The 14,005-nt window shown below is 71.6% G+C and carries 16 protein-coding genes and 1 other RNA gene; 8 read left to right on the top strand and 9 right to left on the bottom strand.

Features of this window, described 5'->3' with window-relative positions; translation table 11 throughout:
* Positions 1–101: 101 nt before the first annotated feature.
* Genes AC1DWP_RS14540 through AC1DWP_RS14525 form a run of 4 tightly spaced genes read right to left on the bottom strand, consistent with a single transcriptional unit; the run spans position 102 to position 3,145 of the window.
* Positions 102–521 carry a VanZ family protein gene (locus AC1DWP_RS14540; protein ID WP_477615188.1) on the bottom strand — a complete coding sequence of 140 codons (420 nt, stop codon included), beginning with the start codon at positions 519–521 and terminating at the stop codon, positions 102–104.
* On the bottom strand, positions 514–1,968 hold the full coding sequence (locus AC1DWP_RS14535; RefSeq protein WP_477615187.1) for an NAD-dependent malic enzyme: 1,455 nt from the start codon (positions 1,966–1,968) through the stop codon (positions 514–516). Before AC1DWP_RS14535 ends, AC1DWP_RS14540 begins: the two co-directional genes overlap by 8 nt.
* A 17-nt stretch (positions 1,969–1,985) precedes the next feature.
* Positions 1,986–2,450: a hypothetical protein gene (locus AC1DWP_RS14530; RefSeq protein ID WP_477615186.1), complete on the bottom strand. Its 465-nt coding sequence runs from the start codon at positions 2,448–2,450 to the stop codon at positions 1,986–1,988.
* Positions 2,450–3,145 (bottom strand): class I SAM-dependent methyltransferase, encoded by a 696-nt coding sequence (locus AC1DWP_RS14525; protein WP_477615185.1) that lies wholly within the window; start codon positions 3,143–3,145, stop codon positions 2,450–2,452. Before AC1DWP_RS14525 ends, AC1DWP_RS14530 begins: the two co-directional genes overlap by 1 nt.
* 23 nt (positions 3,146–3,168) lie before the next feature.
* Here AC1DWP_RS14525 and AC1DWP_RS14520 point away from each other — a divergent pair, with 23 nt between their 5' ends.
* Together AC1DWP_RS14520 and AC1DWP_RS14515 are read left to right on the top strand one after the other, a co-directional pair.
* Positions 3,169–3,795, top strand: a complete 627-nt coding sequence (locus tag AC1DWP_RS14520) for an SIMPL domain-containing protein (RefSeq protein WP_477615184.1) — start codon at positions 3,169–3,171, stop codon at positions 3,793–3,795.
* A 2-nt stretch (positions 3,796–3,797) separates the two neighbouring features.
* On the top strand, positions 3,798–4,169 hold the full coding sequence (locus AC1DWP_RS14515; RefSeq protein ID WP_477615183.1) for a thioredoxin family protein: 372 nt from the start codon (positions 3,798–3,800) through the stop codon (positions 4,167–4,169).
* 47 nt (positions 4,170–4,216) lie between these two features.
* On the opposite strand, the gene AC1DWP_RS14510 is transcribed toward AC1DWP_RS14515, so the two are convergent.
* The 3 genes from AC1DWP_RS14510 to AC1DWP_RS14500 form a co-directional block, all read right to left on the bottom strand.
* Positions 4,217–4,606, bottom strand: coding sequence for a hypothetical protein (locus tag AC1DWP_RS14510; protein ID WP_477615182.1), 390 nt, complete (start codon positions 4,604–4,606; stop codon positions 4,217–4,219).
* A 120-nt stretch (positions 4,607–4,726) separates the two neighbouring features.
* Positions 4,727–6,406 (bottom strand): alkaline phosphatase family protein, encoded by a 1,680-nt coding sequence (locus tag AC1DWP_RS14505; RefSeq protein WP_477615181.1) that lies wholly within the window; start codon positions 6,404–6,406, stop codon positions 4,727–4,729.
* Entirely contained in the window at positions 6,403–7,209 is an 807-nt protein-coding gene (locus AC1DWP_RS14500; RefSeq protein ID WP_477615180.1) for a CDP-alcohol phosphatidyltransferase family protein, read from the bottom strand. The genes AC1DWP_RS14505 and AC1DWP_RS14500 overlap by 4 nt, the downstream gene beginning before the upstream one ends.
* A 143-nt stretch (positions 7,210–7,352) precedes the next feature.
* On the opposite strand from AC1DWP_RS14500, the gene AC1DWP_RS14495 reads away from it, so the two are divergent.
* The 6 genes from AC1DWP_RS14495 (at position 7,353) to AC1DWP_RS14470 (ending at position 12,449) form a co-directional block, all read left to right on the top strand.
* Positions 7,353–8,336 carry a zinc-dependent alcohol dehydrogenase gene (locus AC1DWP_RS14495; RefSeq protein WP_477615179.1) on the top strand — a complete coding sequence of 328 codons (984 nt, stop codon included), beginning with the start codon at positions 7,353–7,355 and terminating at the stop codon, positions 8,334–8,336.
* A gap of 3 nt (positions 8,337–8,339) precedes the next feature.
* Positions 8,340–8,738 carry a 6-pyruvoyl trahydropterin synthase family protein gene (locus AC1DWP_RS14490; protein ID WP_477615178.1) on the top strand — a complete coding sequence of 133 codons (399 nt, stop codon included), beginning with the start codon at positions 8,340–8,342 and terminating at the stop codon, positions 8,736–8,738.
* A complete protein-coding gene (locus tag AC1DWP_RS14485) occupies positions 8,735–9,817 on the top strand; it encodes a glycosyltransferase family 4 protein (RefSeq protein WP_477615177.1) in 1,083 nt (360 codons plus the stop codon). Before AC1DWP_RS14490 ends, AC1DWP_RS14485 begins: the two co-directional genes overlap by 4 nt.
* Before the next feature lie 215 nt (positions 9,818–10,032).
* Positions 10,033–11,067, top strand: a complete 1,035-nt coding sequence (locus AC1DWP_RS14480; protein ID WP_477615176.1) for a lysylphosphatidylglycerol synthase transmembrane domain-containing protein — start codon at positions 10,033–10,035, stop codon at positions 11,065–11,067.
* Positions 11,064–11,774, top strand: coding sequence for a RibD family protein (locus AC1DWP_RS14475; protein WP_477615175.1), 711 nt, complete (start codon positions 11,064–11,066; stop codon positions 11,772–11,774). Before AC1DWP_RS14480 ends, AC1DWP_RS14475 begins: the two co-directional genes overlap by 4 nt.
* Positions 11,775–11,825: 51 nt before the next feature.
* On the top strand, positions 11,826–12,449 hold the full coding sequence (locus tag AC1DWP_RS14470; protein WP_477615174.1) for a hypothetical protein: 624 nt from the start codon (positions 11,826–11,828) through the stop codon (positions 12,447–12,449).
* 39 nt (positions 12,450–12,488) lie between these two features.
* Here AC1DWP_RS14470 and AC1DWP_RS14465 read toward each other — a convergent pair whose 3' ends face one another.
* Both AC1DWP_RS14465 and ssrA read right to left on the bottom strand, forming a co-directional pair.
* On the bottom strand, positions 12,489–13,289 hold the full coding sequence (locus AC1DWP_RS14465; protein ID WP_477615173.1) for a phosphatase PAP2 family protein: 801 nt from the start codon (positions 13,287–13,289) through the stop codon (positions 12,489–12,491).
* A 153-nt stretch (positions 13,290–13,442) separates the two neighbouring features.
* Positions 13,443–13,809: a transfer-messenger RNA gene (gene ssrA / locus AC1DWP_RS14460) on the bottom strand.
* Positions 13,810–14,005: the final 196 nt, after the last annotated feature.

Below are 14,005 nucleotides of genomic sequence, written 5' to 3'. Positions count from 1 at the left end.
GTCATCCGGTGGGACTGCAGTCGGAGTAGGGAATGCGTCTGTGGCGCCTATGCCACCTCTTGGCGCTGCCAGGCGCCGCCGAACTGAGCCAGAGCAGTCTATCAGCGCCGGAACGCCCGCCCGACCACGACGGACGTGACCCCGAGCACCACCCCGGAAAGGTCCGCCACGGCGTCCCACGGGTCACCTGAGCGGTTCGGCAGCAGGTAGTGCTGGACGAGCTCGCTCACCGGCGCGTGCAGGGCCAACAACCCCACCACGTATGCCGGGCGCACGCCGGCCAGCAGCCCCGCCACCGTGGGGAGCAGGAACAGCAGGACGTGGACGACCTTGTCGCTCCACGTCACCGGGCCCTGGAGGTCGACCCGCGGCCAGTAGAGCGCGGCCAGCTGGGCGAGCAGCAACAGCCCGAAGACGACGTGACGTGGGCCGACGACCACGGTTGCCTGTCCCGGTTCCGCGCTGAGCACGGCGGGCGGCGAGCCCGCAGGAGTCTGGTCGTCGGGTGACGCACTAGCCAATGAGCTCGGGCTCCTCAGCCATCCGCCTCGTCACGACTGCCTCGGGCGTCGTGCCGAGCACCGCCGCCTTGACCGCAGCGGCCACGACCTTGGAGACGTCGGGGTGGAAGACGCTGGGGATGATGTAGGCCGCGTTGAGCTCGTCGGGGTGGACGACCTCGGACAGCGCCTTGGCGGCGGCCAGCATGACGTCCTCGTCGATGGACGTGGAGGCTGCGTCGAGCAGGCCGCGGAACACGCCGGGGAAGACCAGCACGTTGTTGATCTGGTTGGCGAAGTCGGAGCGACCGGTGGCCACGACGGCGGCGTGCTGGGCTGCCGCGATGGGGTCGACCTCGGGCTCGGGGTTGGCCATGGCGAAGACGATCGCCCCGTCGTTCATGGTGGCGATGTCCTCCCCGGTGAGGATCCCCGGGGCGGAGACACCCACGAAGACGTCGGCGCCGGCGAGCGCGCTCTTGAGCGTGCCGGAGACACCGCGGTGGTTGGTGTTCGCGGCAGACCACGCGAGGGCGGGGTGCTCTCCCGACGCGATGTCCTCACGTTCGGGGTGCAGCACCCCGAACTGGTCGGCCACGACGACGTCCGTGGCGCCGGCCTTGAGCAGAAGCTTGAGGATCGCGGTGCCGGCGGCACCGGCGCCCGACATCACCACCCGGCATTCGCTCAGGTCCTTGCCGACGACGCGCAGGGCGTTGCGCAGGGCGGCCAGGGTCACGATCGCGGTGCCGTGCTGGTCGTCGTGGAAGACGGGGATGTCGAGCTCGTCACGCAGCCGGGCCTCGATCTCGAAGCAGCGGGGAGCCGAGATGTCCTCGAGGTTGATCCCCGCGAAGACGGGGCTGATCGCCTTGACCGTGTGGATGATCTCCTCGGTGTCCTGGGTGTCGAGGCAGATCGGGAAGGCGTCGATGTCGGCGAACCGCTTGAACAACGCGGCCTTGCCCTCCATCACCGGCAGCGCGGCCAAGGGACCGATGTTGCCCAGCCCCAGAACGGCCGAGCCGTCGGTCACCACGGCCACCGTGTTGCGCTTGATGGTCAGTCGCCGGGCGTCGGCGGGGTTCTCGGCGATGGCGAGGCAGACCCGCGCGACGCCCGGTGTGTAGATCAGGGACAGGTCGTCGCGGTTGCGGATCGGCACCTTGGACTCGATCTTGAGCTTGCCACCCAGGTGGGCGAGGAACGTGCGGTCCGAGACCTTGCCGATCTCGACGCCGTGCACCCCGCGCATCGCCTCGACGAGCTCGTCGGCGTGGGTGGTGTCCCGGGCAGCTGCGGTGACGTCGACGCGGAGGCGGTCGGCGCCGGAGGCGGTGACGTCGAGCCCGGTGACCAGCCCGCCGCCCTTCTCGATGACGCCGGTGAGCTCGGAGACCGCGGTGGCGCGGGCCGGGAGGGTCAACCGGACGGTGATGGAGTTGGACACGGACGGGGCTGCGCTCATGGTCGGCATTCTCCCGATTACCGCGGGGTACGCCGAACCGGTGCCGAATCGTGGCCGGCGACGCGACGGCGCCGCAGGCCGAGGGCCAGCCGTTGCTCGACGAGCTCCTGCCCCCTCACGGCGAGCCAGGCGCACACCACCGCCAACGGCAGCTCGACGACCACGGCCATCGCCAGGGCGACCCACCGCTCGCTCGGCGTCGGCGCTGTCACCACGTCGAACCACGCGTCTGTCGCGAGGAGCGCCGCGGTGGCACCCGCGACGGCGCCGAGCCAGCGCGCATGACGCAGCGCCGCCCACCCGGTCGCGGCCAGCAGGACCAGGAGCGCCACGTCGAAGCCGCCCCACGCGAGGTCGAAGTGCGCTGCCGGCGCGGTGCCGGGCAACGCCACGAACAGGTAGGCCGTCCACGGCAGCATGAGTGCCGCGAGCGCGGCAAGCGCCCAGCCGACGACCTTGACCCGCCGCGCCCGGGCCCGCATCAGGCCGACGCCGTCGGGGCCGCCGTCGGGGCAGCTGCGGGGGCCGCTGTCGGGGACATCGCGCGCAGCAGGTAGCGCTCGTGCTCGATCTCGCGACCCCAGAAGACGGTGTCGGTCAGCTGCACCACCACCGTCTCCCCGACCAGCTCGCGGACGACGGCGGCGAGCTCGTCGGATGGCACGCCGGCACGCCAGGGCAGGTCCGGCTTGCCGTCGGCAGCCTCCAGTCCCCAGCGCCCCTCGACGAGCACCATCCTGCCGCCGGGCCTCAGCAGGGTGGCCCATCGACGCAGCGCCTCCGTGGGGTCCGGAAGCGTCCACAGGATGTGACGGGCGAAGACCACGTCGAACGAACCCGCTTCGAAGGGCGGCTCGCTCGCGTCCGCCGCCGCGATCTCGATGGCCGACCCGAACGGTGCAGCCTTGGCCACCGCTCGCCGCACCATCTCCGGTGACAGGTCGATGCCTCGCACCTGGTGGCCCATCTCGGCCATCAGCACGCTCATCGTGCCCGTGCCGCAGGCCAGGTCCGCCACCAGCGAAGGCGTCGTCGGCAGCCAGGTGCGCAGCAGGTCCTTCCACGCGGCGCGGATGTCGGAGTCGAGCAGCCCGTGGTCGGGGTAGGTGTCGTACTCGGCGGCGAAGTCGTCCCAGTAGCGGCGGATCACATCTGTGGAAGGTCCAGGAGTGCTCATCGGCTCCAGCCTAGGCTGAACGCATGACACGACACAGCGGGTCACACGTGGAGGTCACCGGCTCAGGCACCGCGTCCGCGGCGCCGGACGTGGTCCGCGTCAGGGCCGGGGTGCGCTGCGACGGCGACGACGTGTCGTCCGCCCTCGCCGATGCAGGCAGCCGGGCGCAGGGACTCGCCCAGGCCGCGCGCGACCACGGCGTGCTGGACGCCGACCTGCGGACGACGGGCACCGGCGTCCACCCGCGGCACGACCGCGAGGGGGTCACTGTGGTGGGGTACACGGCATACCAGAGCCTGTCGGTCACGGTGCGCGACCCGGGTCGCGTCGGCAGCCTCGTCGAGGCCTTCGCCGGCGTCGCGGGCAACGCCCTCACGATCGACCACATCGGGCTCGAGCTCGCCGACTCCGCACCCCTGCTCGCCCAGGCTCGCGAGGCCGCCTTCGCGGACGCCAGGGCCAAGGCGGAGCAGTATGCCGCGCTGGCCGGCCGCGAGCTCGGGAAGGTTGAGCGGCTGTCCGATGTTGATCGGGGTGGAGCCCAGCCCCGGTTTGCGATGATGGCAGCCGGCAAGGCGGCAGACCTGTCCGTCGAGCTGGGCGAGAACTCGGTGACCGCGACCGTCGCGGTCCGATGGGAGTGGACCTAGAGATGGCAAGCACGACGCTGACGGCGGAGAACTTCGAGAAGACGATCCTCGAGGGAGGCACCGTGTTCGTGGACTTCTGGGCCGAGTGGTGCGGCCCGTGCAAGCGGTTCGGACCGGTCTTCGAGAGTGCCTCGGAGAAGCACACCGACGTCGTCTTCGGCAAGGTGGACACCGAGGCCGAGCAGGCGCTCGCCGCCGCCGCGAACATCACCTCGATCCCCATGCTCATGGGGTTCCGCGACGGCATCCTCGTCTTCGCCCAGGCCGGCGCGCTGCCCGCGCCCATGCTCGAGGACGTCATCACCAAGGTGCAGGGCCTCGACATGGACGCCGTACGCGCGGACATCGAGTCGCAGAAGGCCACCCAGAGCTGATTCGCCGCGTTCGTCTGCTCCACCGCTCGGCGATCGGCCGCCCCGCGTCAGCGGTGCGCCGCGAGCGAGGGGCCGTGGCTGGCCGACCTGCTCGTCCACCACTGCAGGAGCAGCAGGCCGCCGACCAGGATGCAGACCACCTCGGAGATCGCGGCCGCGAAGACGTAGAAGCCCTCCCACCGGTCGTGGATCCCCATGAAGCCCACGGTCGTGGCGAGGACGAACGCGCCCAGCGTGGACGCTCCGAAGCCCAAGGTCAGGAACGCCGGCACCCAGTGCTCCCAGCGCAGCAGCAGGACCGCGATGACCACGCCGGCGACGACGTTCACGAGGAAGGCGGGCCCGACCGACTGGTGGCGCACGCCGCCGAACCAGAGCTTCAGGTGGTCCGCAGCCGACACCACCAGGGCGGCCGCACCCAGTGCTCGCCACTTCATGACGCCCTCCTTCTCCCGGCCGACGCCGCACGGGCGTCCTGGTGGTGGAGACGGTTCAGGGTCGGGTCCCGTTCAGTGGTCGACGCGTTCGGTGGTAGCCGCCTTCAGTGGCCTTCGCGTTCAGTGGTCCAGTTGCACTGGCGGGTCCGCGGGCGGACCGAACGCCGCCAGGAAGCGGTCGCGGAACGCATCCATCCGCCAGGTCGGCGCGTCGGGACCGGGACGCATCCCCTCCTGCCAATTCCAGCCACTGACCCGCTGCGTCACGCCCGGGTCGTGCGCCACGATGGTGACCGGCACCCGGTGGCTGGCCCCGGGTCCTGAGACCACGGTCGAGGGCTGGTGGTCGCCCAGCAGCACCAGGACGAGGTTGTCGTCGTGGACCGTCCGCACGAAGGACGCGAGGCTCTCGAGCGAGTAGGAGATCGACTTCGCGTAGGCCGCTCGCACCGACTCGGGGTCGCGCCAGGTCTGGGCCCTCGTCGGGGCCCGGGCGCGGACGGGGCCGAAAACCGAGCCGTCTCCGACCGACGACCAGTCGACCATGGTCGGGAGCGGAGCCCAAGGGGCGTGACTGGTCACGAGGTCGATCTCGGCCATCACCGGGGCGCGGGCCCCTCTCCACAGCTCCCGGTCGGCGAACGCCTTGAGCGTGTACTGGTCCGGCATCGTCGCGTAACCGAACTGCGGGCCGGCATACCCCACGTTCCGCGCGTCGTAGACCTGGTCGTAGCGGTAGAAGGACCGGCCCTGGGGCCAGTCGCTGCGGTTCGCGGGGACGTCGCCCACCGTGCGCCAGCCGGCGCGTTCGAAGGCGCCACTCAGGGTCAGCCGGTCGGTGGCGACGAGCTGGTCGTAGCGCCGCTGGCTGTCCACCCAGACACCCGACTGGAGGGTGGAGTGGGCCAGCCAGCTGGTGCCCCCGAACGTGGGTGAGTCGAGCCAGGCGCTCCGCGTCGAGTAGCCGGCCGAACGCAGCTGGCTCGTGCCCCTGGCCAGCGTCGACGAGACGGACGCCGACTCCGGCGAGCCGGTCACCGCCACCTCGCCGTAGCTCTCCACGAAGACGATGAGGACGTCCTTGCCGCGCAACCCGGACAGCAGGTCACCGGCCGGCGTCGCCGCGAAGGCGTCCCTCGCGACCGCGCGTGCGAAGACCTCGTGGTCGCGCACCGCCGAGCGAACCTGACCCACGTGGCTCGTGACGAGCCCCACGGCCGGCGTGGCCGCGAGAGGCGTGCCCGGGGCGACCTGGACGTGGGCGACCGCGACCGCGAGCCACGTGCCGGTCGCGACGGCGAGGACCGTGGCCCAGCCACGCCGATGGCGGTCGACGCGGGGATCCAGCAACCGCACCGCGTGGCGCACCGAAAAGGGGCACCCCACGAGCAGGCCGAGGACCAGGACGACCGCACCGATGACGGCCGCCGTTGCAGCGGTGCGGCCCGCCGAGTCGTCGACCAGGCCGTACACGTCCCGCAGGTAGGTCCAGTCGGTCACGACGTCGAAGGGTCGGCTCAACGCCGAGGTGAAGCCGATGTCGAGGAGCTTGAGCACCGTGAGGACCCCCAGCACCAGGCCGCCCACGAGGGCGAGCGGCTCTCGCCACCGCGAGGGCAGCACGAGGACCACCGCCAGGAACACGAGGGGCTCGAGCGGCAGGCGGCCCAGCCAGTCCACCGGTCTGCCGATGGCGTCGTCGGGCGCCACGAGCACCACCCACACGAGCAGGCCGGTCGCGACGGCGCCGATCATCCCGGCCAGTCGCGCCGGGCGACGCCTCCTCGACGGGCGCGTCACTCGAGCACCCTCGCGGGCTGGCTCCCGGTCTCAGGACCCACGGGCCGGGCGAGGGAGGCGATGGCGCCACCTGTGATCCCGTGCCGTCCGACCCTCTGCCGCCGAGCCGGCCACAGCTCGGCGGCCTGCGTCCCGAACGACCAGGCCAGGAGGGTGAGTGCCACCACGACGACGGGGCCGGAGACCTCCCGGGGCACCAGCTGTGCCGTGACCACGGTGAGCACGATGCCCTGGAGGGCGGCAACCGCCTTGCGTGAGTAGCGAGGTGGCACGGCCCCGCTGAGCCAGGGCGCCACCCAGGTGGCCACCATGAACGCGTAGCGGAAGACCCCGATGGCCAGGACCCACCAGCCGAGCACCATGGAGGCAGCAACGCTGAGCACGAGGATGAGGAAGGCGTCCACCTCCATGTCCATCCGGGCGCCCAACGGTGTCGCCGTCCCGGTCTGCCGGGCGACCCACCCGTCGACCGCGTCGAGCACCAGCGCCACCCCCGCGATCACGACGAGCACCGTCGGGAGCTCGTGACCGGGTAGGTGCGCCTGGCCGAGAAGGGACTGCGCGGTGAGCGACGCCACGACGCACGCGAGCGTGGCCCGGGTCACCGTGACATGGTCGCCTGGCCCCAGGCGATGCGGTCGCCGGCCGGTGAGGGCCCGGGCCAGGAGTGCCCCACCGAGCAGGGCGCACCCGAAGCCTGTCCCCACCCCTGCGGCGCCGACGTGTGCCGCCCGGTCAAGGGTGCCGAGCAGCCCCAGCTGGGCGACTGCGCTGCCGACCGGGAGGGCTCGCAACGAGCGCACCGCACCTCCTCTGTCGCAACGTCTGACTTCTAGGACGGGCCAGCCTGCACCGGCGTTCACGGGTCCCTGCTCCCCTGCAGGTCTCGATCCGGCTGGAGGGAAACCCGCAGTGGTGAGGTGAGGGCGATGGCTAGGGTGGGCACGTGTCCGCCGCTGCCCGCGCGTACTGGCTGGCCGAACCCGGGGTCGGTGAGATCCGGCCTTCGGCCCTTCCCGCGCGCGGACCCGCGGAGGTCCTCGTGCGCACCGAGTACTCGGCGATCAGCCGCGGCACCGAGACCCTCGTCTTCGGGGGTCGCGTCCCGCAGAGCCAGTATGCCGCGATGCGGGCTCCCTTCCAGGAAGGCGACTTCCCGGGGCCGGTCAAGTACGGCTACCTCAACGTCGGGGTCGTCGAGGACGGCCCGGACCATCTCGTGGGCCAGACGGTGTTCTGCCTCTTTCCCCACCAGACGAGGTACGTCGTGCCGGTTGGTGCGGTCGCGGTCGTGCCGGACGGCATCCCTCCCCAGCGCGCCGTGCTGGCGGGCACGGTCGAGACGGCGGTCAACGCCCTGTGGGACGCCGCTCCCCTGGTCGGTGACCGGGTCGTCGTGGTGGGAGCCGGCATGGTCGGGTGCTGCGTCGCGCGGCTGCTGGCGCAGGTTCCCGGCGTCCGCACGACCTTGGTCGACGTGGACGAGTCCCGTGCCGCGGTGGCGGCCTCTCTGGGCGTCGACTTCGCCGTGCCTGACGGGGTGGAGCGGGGTGGCGCGGACCTCGTCCTGCACACCAGCGCGACCTCGGAAGGCCTCCAGCTGTCCCTGGAGCTGCTCGCCACCGAGGGGGAGGTGGTGGAGCTCAGCTGGTACGGCGAGGGTGAGGTGCAGCTCGCCCTCGGGGGGGTGTTCCACTCACGTCGGCTGGGCATCCGCGCCAGCCAGGTCGGAATGGTCTCGCCGGCCCGACGCTCGCGCCGCACCCCGGCCGACAGGCTTTCCCTGGCCCTCGAGCTCCTGCGCGACCCTGCCTTCGACGCCCTCGTCACCGGTCGGTCGACGTTCGACGAGCTGCCGCAGGTCATGGCCGCGCTCCACGACGGAAACCTCCCGGCGATCTGTCACCTCATCACCTACGACCAGGGGTAGACCGTGTTCACAGTGACCGTGCGGGACCACATGATGATCGCCCACAGCTTCCGCGGCGAGGTCTTCGGACCGGCCCAGGCACTGCACGGCGCGACCTACGTCGTCGACGCCACCTTTCACGCCGAGACCCTGGACGAGGACGGCATCGTCGTCGACATCGGTCGGGCGGTGGCCCAGCTGCACGAGGTGCTCGCCGACCTGAACTACCGCAACCTGGACGAGGACCCGGCCCTCAGCGACACCAACACGACGACCGAGGTCCTGGCCCGTCTGGTGGCCGACCGCCTGGCCGACCGCGTCCGCGCCGGCGACCTCGGCGACACCGCCCGGCGCGTCGGTGCCCTCACCGTGACGCTGTCCGAGTCCCCGGTGGCGTGGGCGAGCTACGAGCGGACCCTGTGACCACCGTGCATGTCGTCCTCCCCGACAGCGTCGAGGACCCAGCACGGCCGAGCGGGGGCAACACCTACGACCGTCGGGTCTGCTCGGAGCTCTCGGCGCTCGGGTGGTCGGTGCAGGTCCATGCGGTGCCCGGTCCCTGGCCACACCCCGACGCCCGAACCCGCGTGACCCTCGCGGGCGAGCTGGCGGCCCTGCCGCGGGGCGCCCTGGTCCTGCTCGACGGTCTGGTCGCGTCGTGCACGCCCGACGTGCTCGTACCGGAGACGGACCGGCTTCGGGTCGTCGTGCTCGTCCACCTGCCGCTAGGTCACCCGCGCCCGCTGGAGCCCCTCCAGCCGCCGGGTCAGCAACCCGACCCCGCGCAGGGTGAGCGCGCGGTCCTCGAGGCCTCCGCAGCCGTCCTGACCACCAGCCACTGGACGAGGCGGTGGCTGGTGGACCGCTACGACCTGGCTCCCGACCGGGTGCGGGTGGCCCAGCCCGGAGTCGACAGTGCCACGCCTCGCGCCGGCACCCCGTCGGGTGGCGAGCTGCTCTGCGTGGCAGCGGTCGTCCCCGCCAAGGGCCACGGCGCGCTGCTCGACGCGCTGGCCTCCGTGCACGACCTGCCGTGGCGGCTCGTCTGCGCCGGGTCCCTGGACCTCGCCCCCGACCACGTCGCCCGGTTGCGAGCGCAGTGCCACGAGGCGGGGATCGCCGACCGGGTCACCTTCGTCGGTCCCCTCGCCGGTCGCGACCTCGACCTGGCGTATGCCGCGGCCGACGTGCTCGTCCACGCGTCGCGGATCGAGACGTACGGCCTCGTCGTCACCGAGGCGCTGGCCCGTGCCCTGCCGGTCATCGCGACCTCGGTGGGCGGCGTAGCGGCGGCGATGGGGACAGCTCCCGACGGCACGGTGCCGGGCCTGCTCGTGCCGCCGGGGCCGGACGAGCTGGGCCGGGCCGTGCGGTCCTGGCTCGAGGATGCTGCCCTCCGCGCTCGGCTCCGGGCTGCCGCCCGCGCACGCCGAACCACGCTGTCGCCGTGGTCGACGACGGCACAAGTGGTCGCCTCCGTGCTCGCCGAGGTCGCGGCATGACCCTCACCGTGAGCCATTCCCACGGGCGACGGGCCCGCCGGCGCATCTCGAGCCGACGGGCGGAGGTGAACCCCGGCCACGCGGCATACGTCAGTGCTTGTGCAGGCGATGTCCCTCCGGGACAGGTCCGCGTGGGAACCACCCTGGAGGGGCGTGCCTTGGCGATGACTGGACCTCACCCCGACTGGTCGCGCGGGGCGAGAGGTGTGTCAACGGTGGCGCTGCGCGTCGGCGGCTCGGTGGTGACCCAGCGCCTTGGTGGGGCGGTTGTCCTGGGGTTCGTCGTGTGGCAGCTTGGCCTCGGCTCGTCGCTCCACGCCTTGCGGGCCATCGACGCGTGGTCGCTCGGTGCGGCCTTGGTCCTCACGGCGGCCACGACGGTCTGCTGCGCCTGGCGGTGGAGCCTCGTGGCCGCCGGGCTCGGTGCGGACGTGCCGCTGCGCCCAGCGGTGGCGGCCTGCTACCGCTCCCAGTTCCTCAACACGGCGACCCCAGGTGGGGTGCTCGGGGACGTCCACCGCGGTGTGCGGCTCGGCCGCCACCACGGCGACACAGGCAAGGGCCTCCGGTCCGTCATCTGGGAGCGCAGCGCCGGCCAGGTCGTGCAGGCCGTAATGGCCCTCGTGGTGTTGACAGTGCTCCCCTCTCCCCTACGACCCGTCCTGGGATGGGTGTGGGTGGCCGCGGTGGTCGGAGCGGCAGGCGTCCTCGTCGGGCGTCTGGCCCGGCGTCGACCGGACGCCGGCTGGGTGAGCGCGCGCGTCACCGCGACCCTGGCGGAGCTGCGCCGGGCCCTCTGCGCCCGGCGCACCTGGCCGCTGGTCGTCCTGGCATCCGCGCTGGCCGTCATCGGGCACGTGCTGACGTTCGTCGTGGCGGCCCGGACTGCCGGGGCGACCGCACCGACGGCACGGCTCGTGCCCCTCGCCTTCGTCGTGCTCGTCTCCATGGGGGTGCCCCTGAACGTCGCCGGGTGGGGGCCGCGGGAAGGTGTGGCGGCCTGGGCCTTCGGGGCGGCCGGACTCGGCGCCGACGCCGGACTGTCGACCGCCGTGGTCTACGGAGTGCTGGTGTTCGCCGCGAGCCTCCCGGGGGCGGTCGTGATGCTCGTGGCGAAATCTGGGCGCACTCACCCGGCGCGGGCGCAGCTCGCGGAGGCGGTCCCCGCGGTCCCGGTTCCCGTTCTCGTCTCCGTCCCCGTCCCCGTCGTGCACTCCGCTCGCCCCGACGGCCCGGGAACAGGCTCGTGACCGACCGCCCCTACACCCTGCTCAGCTGCAGCATCTCGATGGACGGCTACCTCGACAGCGCGTCAGCGGGGCGGTTGCGGCTGTCGAACGCCGCCGACTTCGACCGCGTCGACGCCGAGCGGGCCACCTGCGACGCCATCCTCGTCGGGGCCGGCACCATCCGCGAGGACGATCCTCGGTTGCTCGTGCGCTCCGCCGCGCGCCGCGCCGACCGAGTGGCGCGCGGCTGTCCTCCGTCCCCGACCAAGGTCACGGTGACCACCGGGGGCCATCTGGACCCGGACGCAGCGTTCTTCCTCGCCGGCGGCGGCGAGAAGCTCGTGTACTGCCCCAGCGGGGCGGCCGCCGCTGTGCGGCGGCGGTTTGGCGAGGTGGCGACGGTTGTCGATGCGGGCGAGCCGGTGAGGCTCCGCGGAGTCGCCGAGGACCTCCACACCCGCGGCCTGCGCCGTCTCATGGTGGAAGGTGGCGGTTCGGTGCTCACCCAGTTCCTCACCGAGGACCTGGCAGACGAGCTCCAGCTGGTGGTCGCCCCGGTGTTCGTCGGCGACTCCGGTGCAAGGAGGTTCGTCGACGACGGCCGTTTCCCGTGGTCCGAAGAGCGCCGCGCCACTCTCGTCGAGGTGCAGCAGATCGGTGACGTCGCCCTCCTGCGGTACGCGCTCTCCGCACGGTTCCGCTCGAGCTGGTCGGACAGGGACCGTTGAGCACAAAGGTCGTCGACGGGCGCCCGTTGCCTCACTGGCAGACTGCGTCCCATGTCGTCGTGGTCCATCCAAGCCCTCGGGTGGGCAGGTTCAGCCCTGCTCATCTTCTCCCTGCTCCAGCAGCGCGTCCTGCGCTTCCGGCTGCTCAACCTCACGGCGAGCTGCACGCTCATCCTCTTCAACGCGATGCTGCACGTCTGGCCGATGGTCGGCATGAACACCGTCACCGCCGGCATCAACGTCTGGATGATCACCAAGCTGCTGCGTGAGCGCGGCGACGAGTCGGTCTACGAGGTGGTGGCCGTCGGTCCGGACGAGTCCTACCTCCAGCACTTCCTCAAGGTCCAGGGCAAGGACATCGCCCGGTACTTCCCCCAGTTCGACCCGGCCGACCTCGGGACCGGCCGCAGCGCCTATCTCGTCGAGCGCGGCAACGAGACCGTCGGGGTGGTCGTCGTGCGCGATGCCGGAGACGGCGTCGCCCAGGTGGAGCTCGACTACGTGACGCCCCGCTTCCGCGACTTCTCCCCCGGCGAGTTCGTCTACCGCAGCAGCGGGTTGTTCCGGGGCAAGGGCATCCGCCAGATCGTGACGCCCCCGGGCATGGTCAACCCCTACTACGCGCGCCTCGGTTTCCGCGAGGAGGGCGACCACTGGGTCGCCGACCTGGCCTGACCCACCGGCGCGTGCGTGCCGTCCTCGACATCGGATTCGTCAGCGGCCTTGCGTCTCACGACGGACCGTGAGGAAGAGGCGGTGCGCCGTGATCACTGCCGCCGCCCACGCGAGTCCCAGCGCCCACCCCGCCACCACGTCGGTGAGCCAGTGGTGGCCGAGGAAGACCCGGCTCAGTCCCATCGTCACGACGAAGACGGCACCCACCGCCACGCTCACGATGCGTGCCCACGCGGCGTCGAGGCGACGGAGGACGAGGTAGACCAGGACTGCAGCGAGCACCGTGGCGTTCAGCGTGTGCCCGCTCGGAAAGCTCGGCGAGCTCTCGTAGGGCGCCACGGCTTCGGACAGGGGCGGCCGCGCCCGGCCGATCAGGGCCTTTCCGGTGGTCGTCATGGCGAGCGAGCCGATCGCCGCAATCACCATGAGCACCAACGGAGTTCGGGACCGCCATCGCCAGACCATGAGCAGGGTCAGGACGGTCGCGACGATCGGCATCCCGATCGGCCCGCCGACGTCGGTGTAGAGCGTCACCGCGTGGTCGAGACCGGGTGTGCGCCAGGCGATCGCCTGGTCGAGCACCGGTTGGTCGAGCCCCGCGATTCCGTCGGCGTCGACCACCGCCTCGTAGACCTCGGTCGCCGCGGCGGTCAGCGCCACGGCGGCGGCGCCACCGACGAGGGCGGTCACGACCAGGACGACGTGCGCTGCGCTCCACCGGGCGAGCCCGACGGCCCGGCGCACGACCACCGACGCCAGCCGGCGGCCAAGGGAGGTTCGCCAGTCGGTCAGGTCGCGGGACCCGATCCGCTCTTCGGCCGAGGTGTCGTCGCGCAGCATCGGGCCATCCTCGCAAAGCCGACCAGTCGGCATACCCACTGGCCTGCGGCATTGCCGGTATGCCGCGCGGCCGGGGTGGTGCCCCCGGGCACCACGAAGGCCCGGTCGCGAACGACCGGGCCTCGAGGCTGAACTGCCGTGTGAACACCGCGGTGGTGGAGGTGGCGGGAATTGAACCCGCGTCCATTGACGGGAAACCAGGACTTCTCCGGGTGCAGTGCGCTAAGGATTTTCTCGGCCCCAGTGCTCGCACGCACACGTCCACTGACAGGCCCAGTCGAGTAAGAGTCCCGCGCAGCCCCTCGACATGACTACGCAGCAAGTTCTCTAGTTGACGCCAGACACTGAGACGAGAACTAGCTCAGGCTGACGGACTTTGGAGCTCGCTCAGGCGGCGAGGGCAAAGTCGGTGCGCTTGGAATCGGCACCTATTGGTTTGCCAGGAGCGTTAACGAGATAACCAGGCATCCTCGACCCGCTTCCCCTGAAATGCCGACCAATGTCGAAACCGATCACCCCCGTGCTCCTGCGAGTGCAGGGGTGTTCACACGACCGCTGTTCAGTTGTTGCTGTTCCCAGCCTACCGTCCAACAGCGACAGCCCCTCACGCATTTCCCTCGGCGCCCATTTCTGTCGCACGAGCTCTCCGGGGCAAATCTGTCCAAGGTTTGTCCAATCTGGTCCCCGGCCGCCGCCGAATCACCTGCGCAGGGTCC

Source organism: Pedococcus sp. P2_F6 (genome assembly GCF_056403675.1).
This window is presented reverse-complemented; position numbering and strand designations above follow the sequence as displayed.

Bases quoted from the DNA above. Each gene is read 5' to 3' on its own strand.
- AC1DWP_RS14465 (WP_477615173.1), bottom strand. From the start codon at position 13,289: ATGCTGCGCGACGACACCTCGGCCGAAGAGCGGATCGGGTCCCGCGAC.
- AC1DWP_RS14510 (WP_477615182.1), bottom strand. From the start codon at position 4,606: ATGAAGTGGCGAGCACTGGGTGCGGCCGCCCTGGTGGTGTCGGCTGCG.
- AC1DWP_RS14530 (WP_477615186.1), bottom strand. From the start codon at position 2,450: ATGCGGGCCCGGGCGCGGCGGGTCAAGGTCGTCGGCTGGGCGCTTGCC.
- AC1DWP_RS14535 (WP_477615187.1), bottom strand. From the start codon at position 1,968: ATGAGCGCAGCCCCGTCCGTGTCCAACTCCATCACCGTCCGGTTGACC.
- AC1DWP_RS14470 (WP_477615174.1), top strand. From the start codon at position 11,826: ATGTCGTCGTGGTCCATCCAAGCCCTCGGGTGGGCAGGTTCAGCCCTG.
- AC1DWP_RS14515 (WP_477615183.1), top strand. From the start codon at position 3,798: ATGGCAAGCACGACGCTGACGGCGGAGAACTTCGAGAAGACGATCCTC.
- AC1DWP_RS14520 (WP_477615184.1), top strand. From the start codon at position 3,169: ATGACACGACACAGCGGGTCACACGTGGAGGTCACCGGCTCAGGCACC.
- AC1DWP_RS14525 (WP_477615185.1), bottom strand. From the start codon at position 3,145: ATGAGCACTCCTGGACCTTCCACAGATGTGATCCGCCGCTACTGGGAC.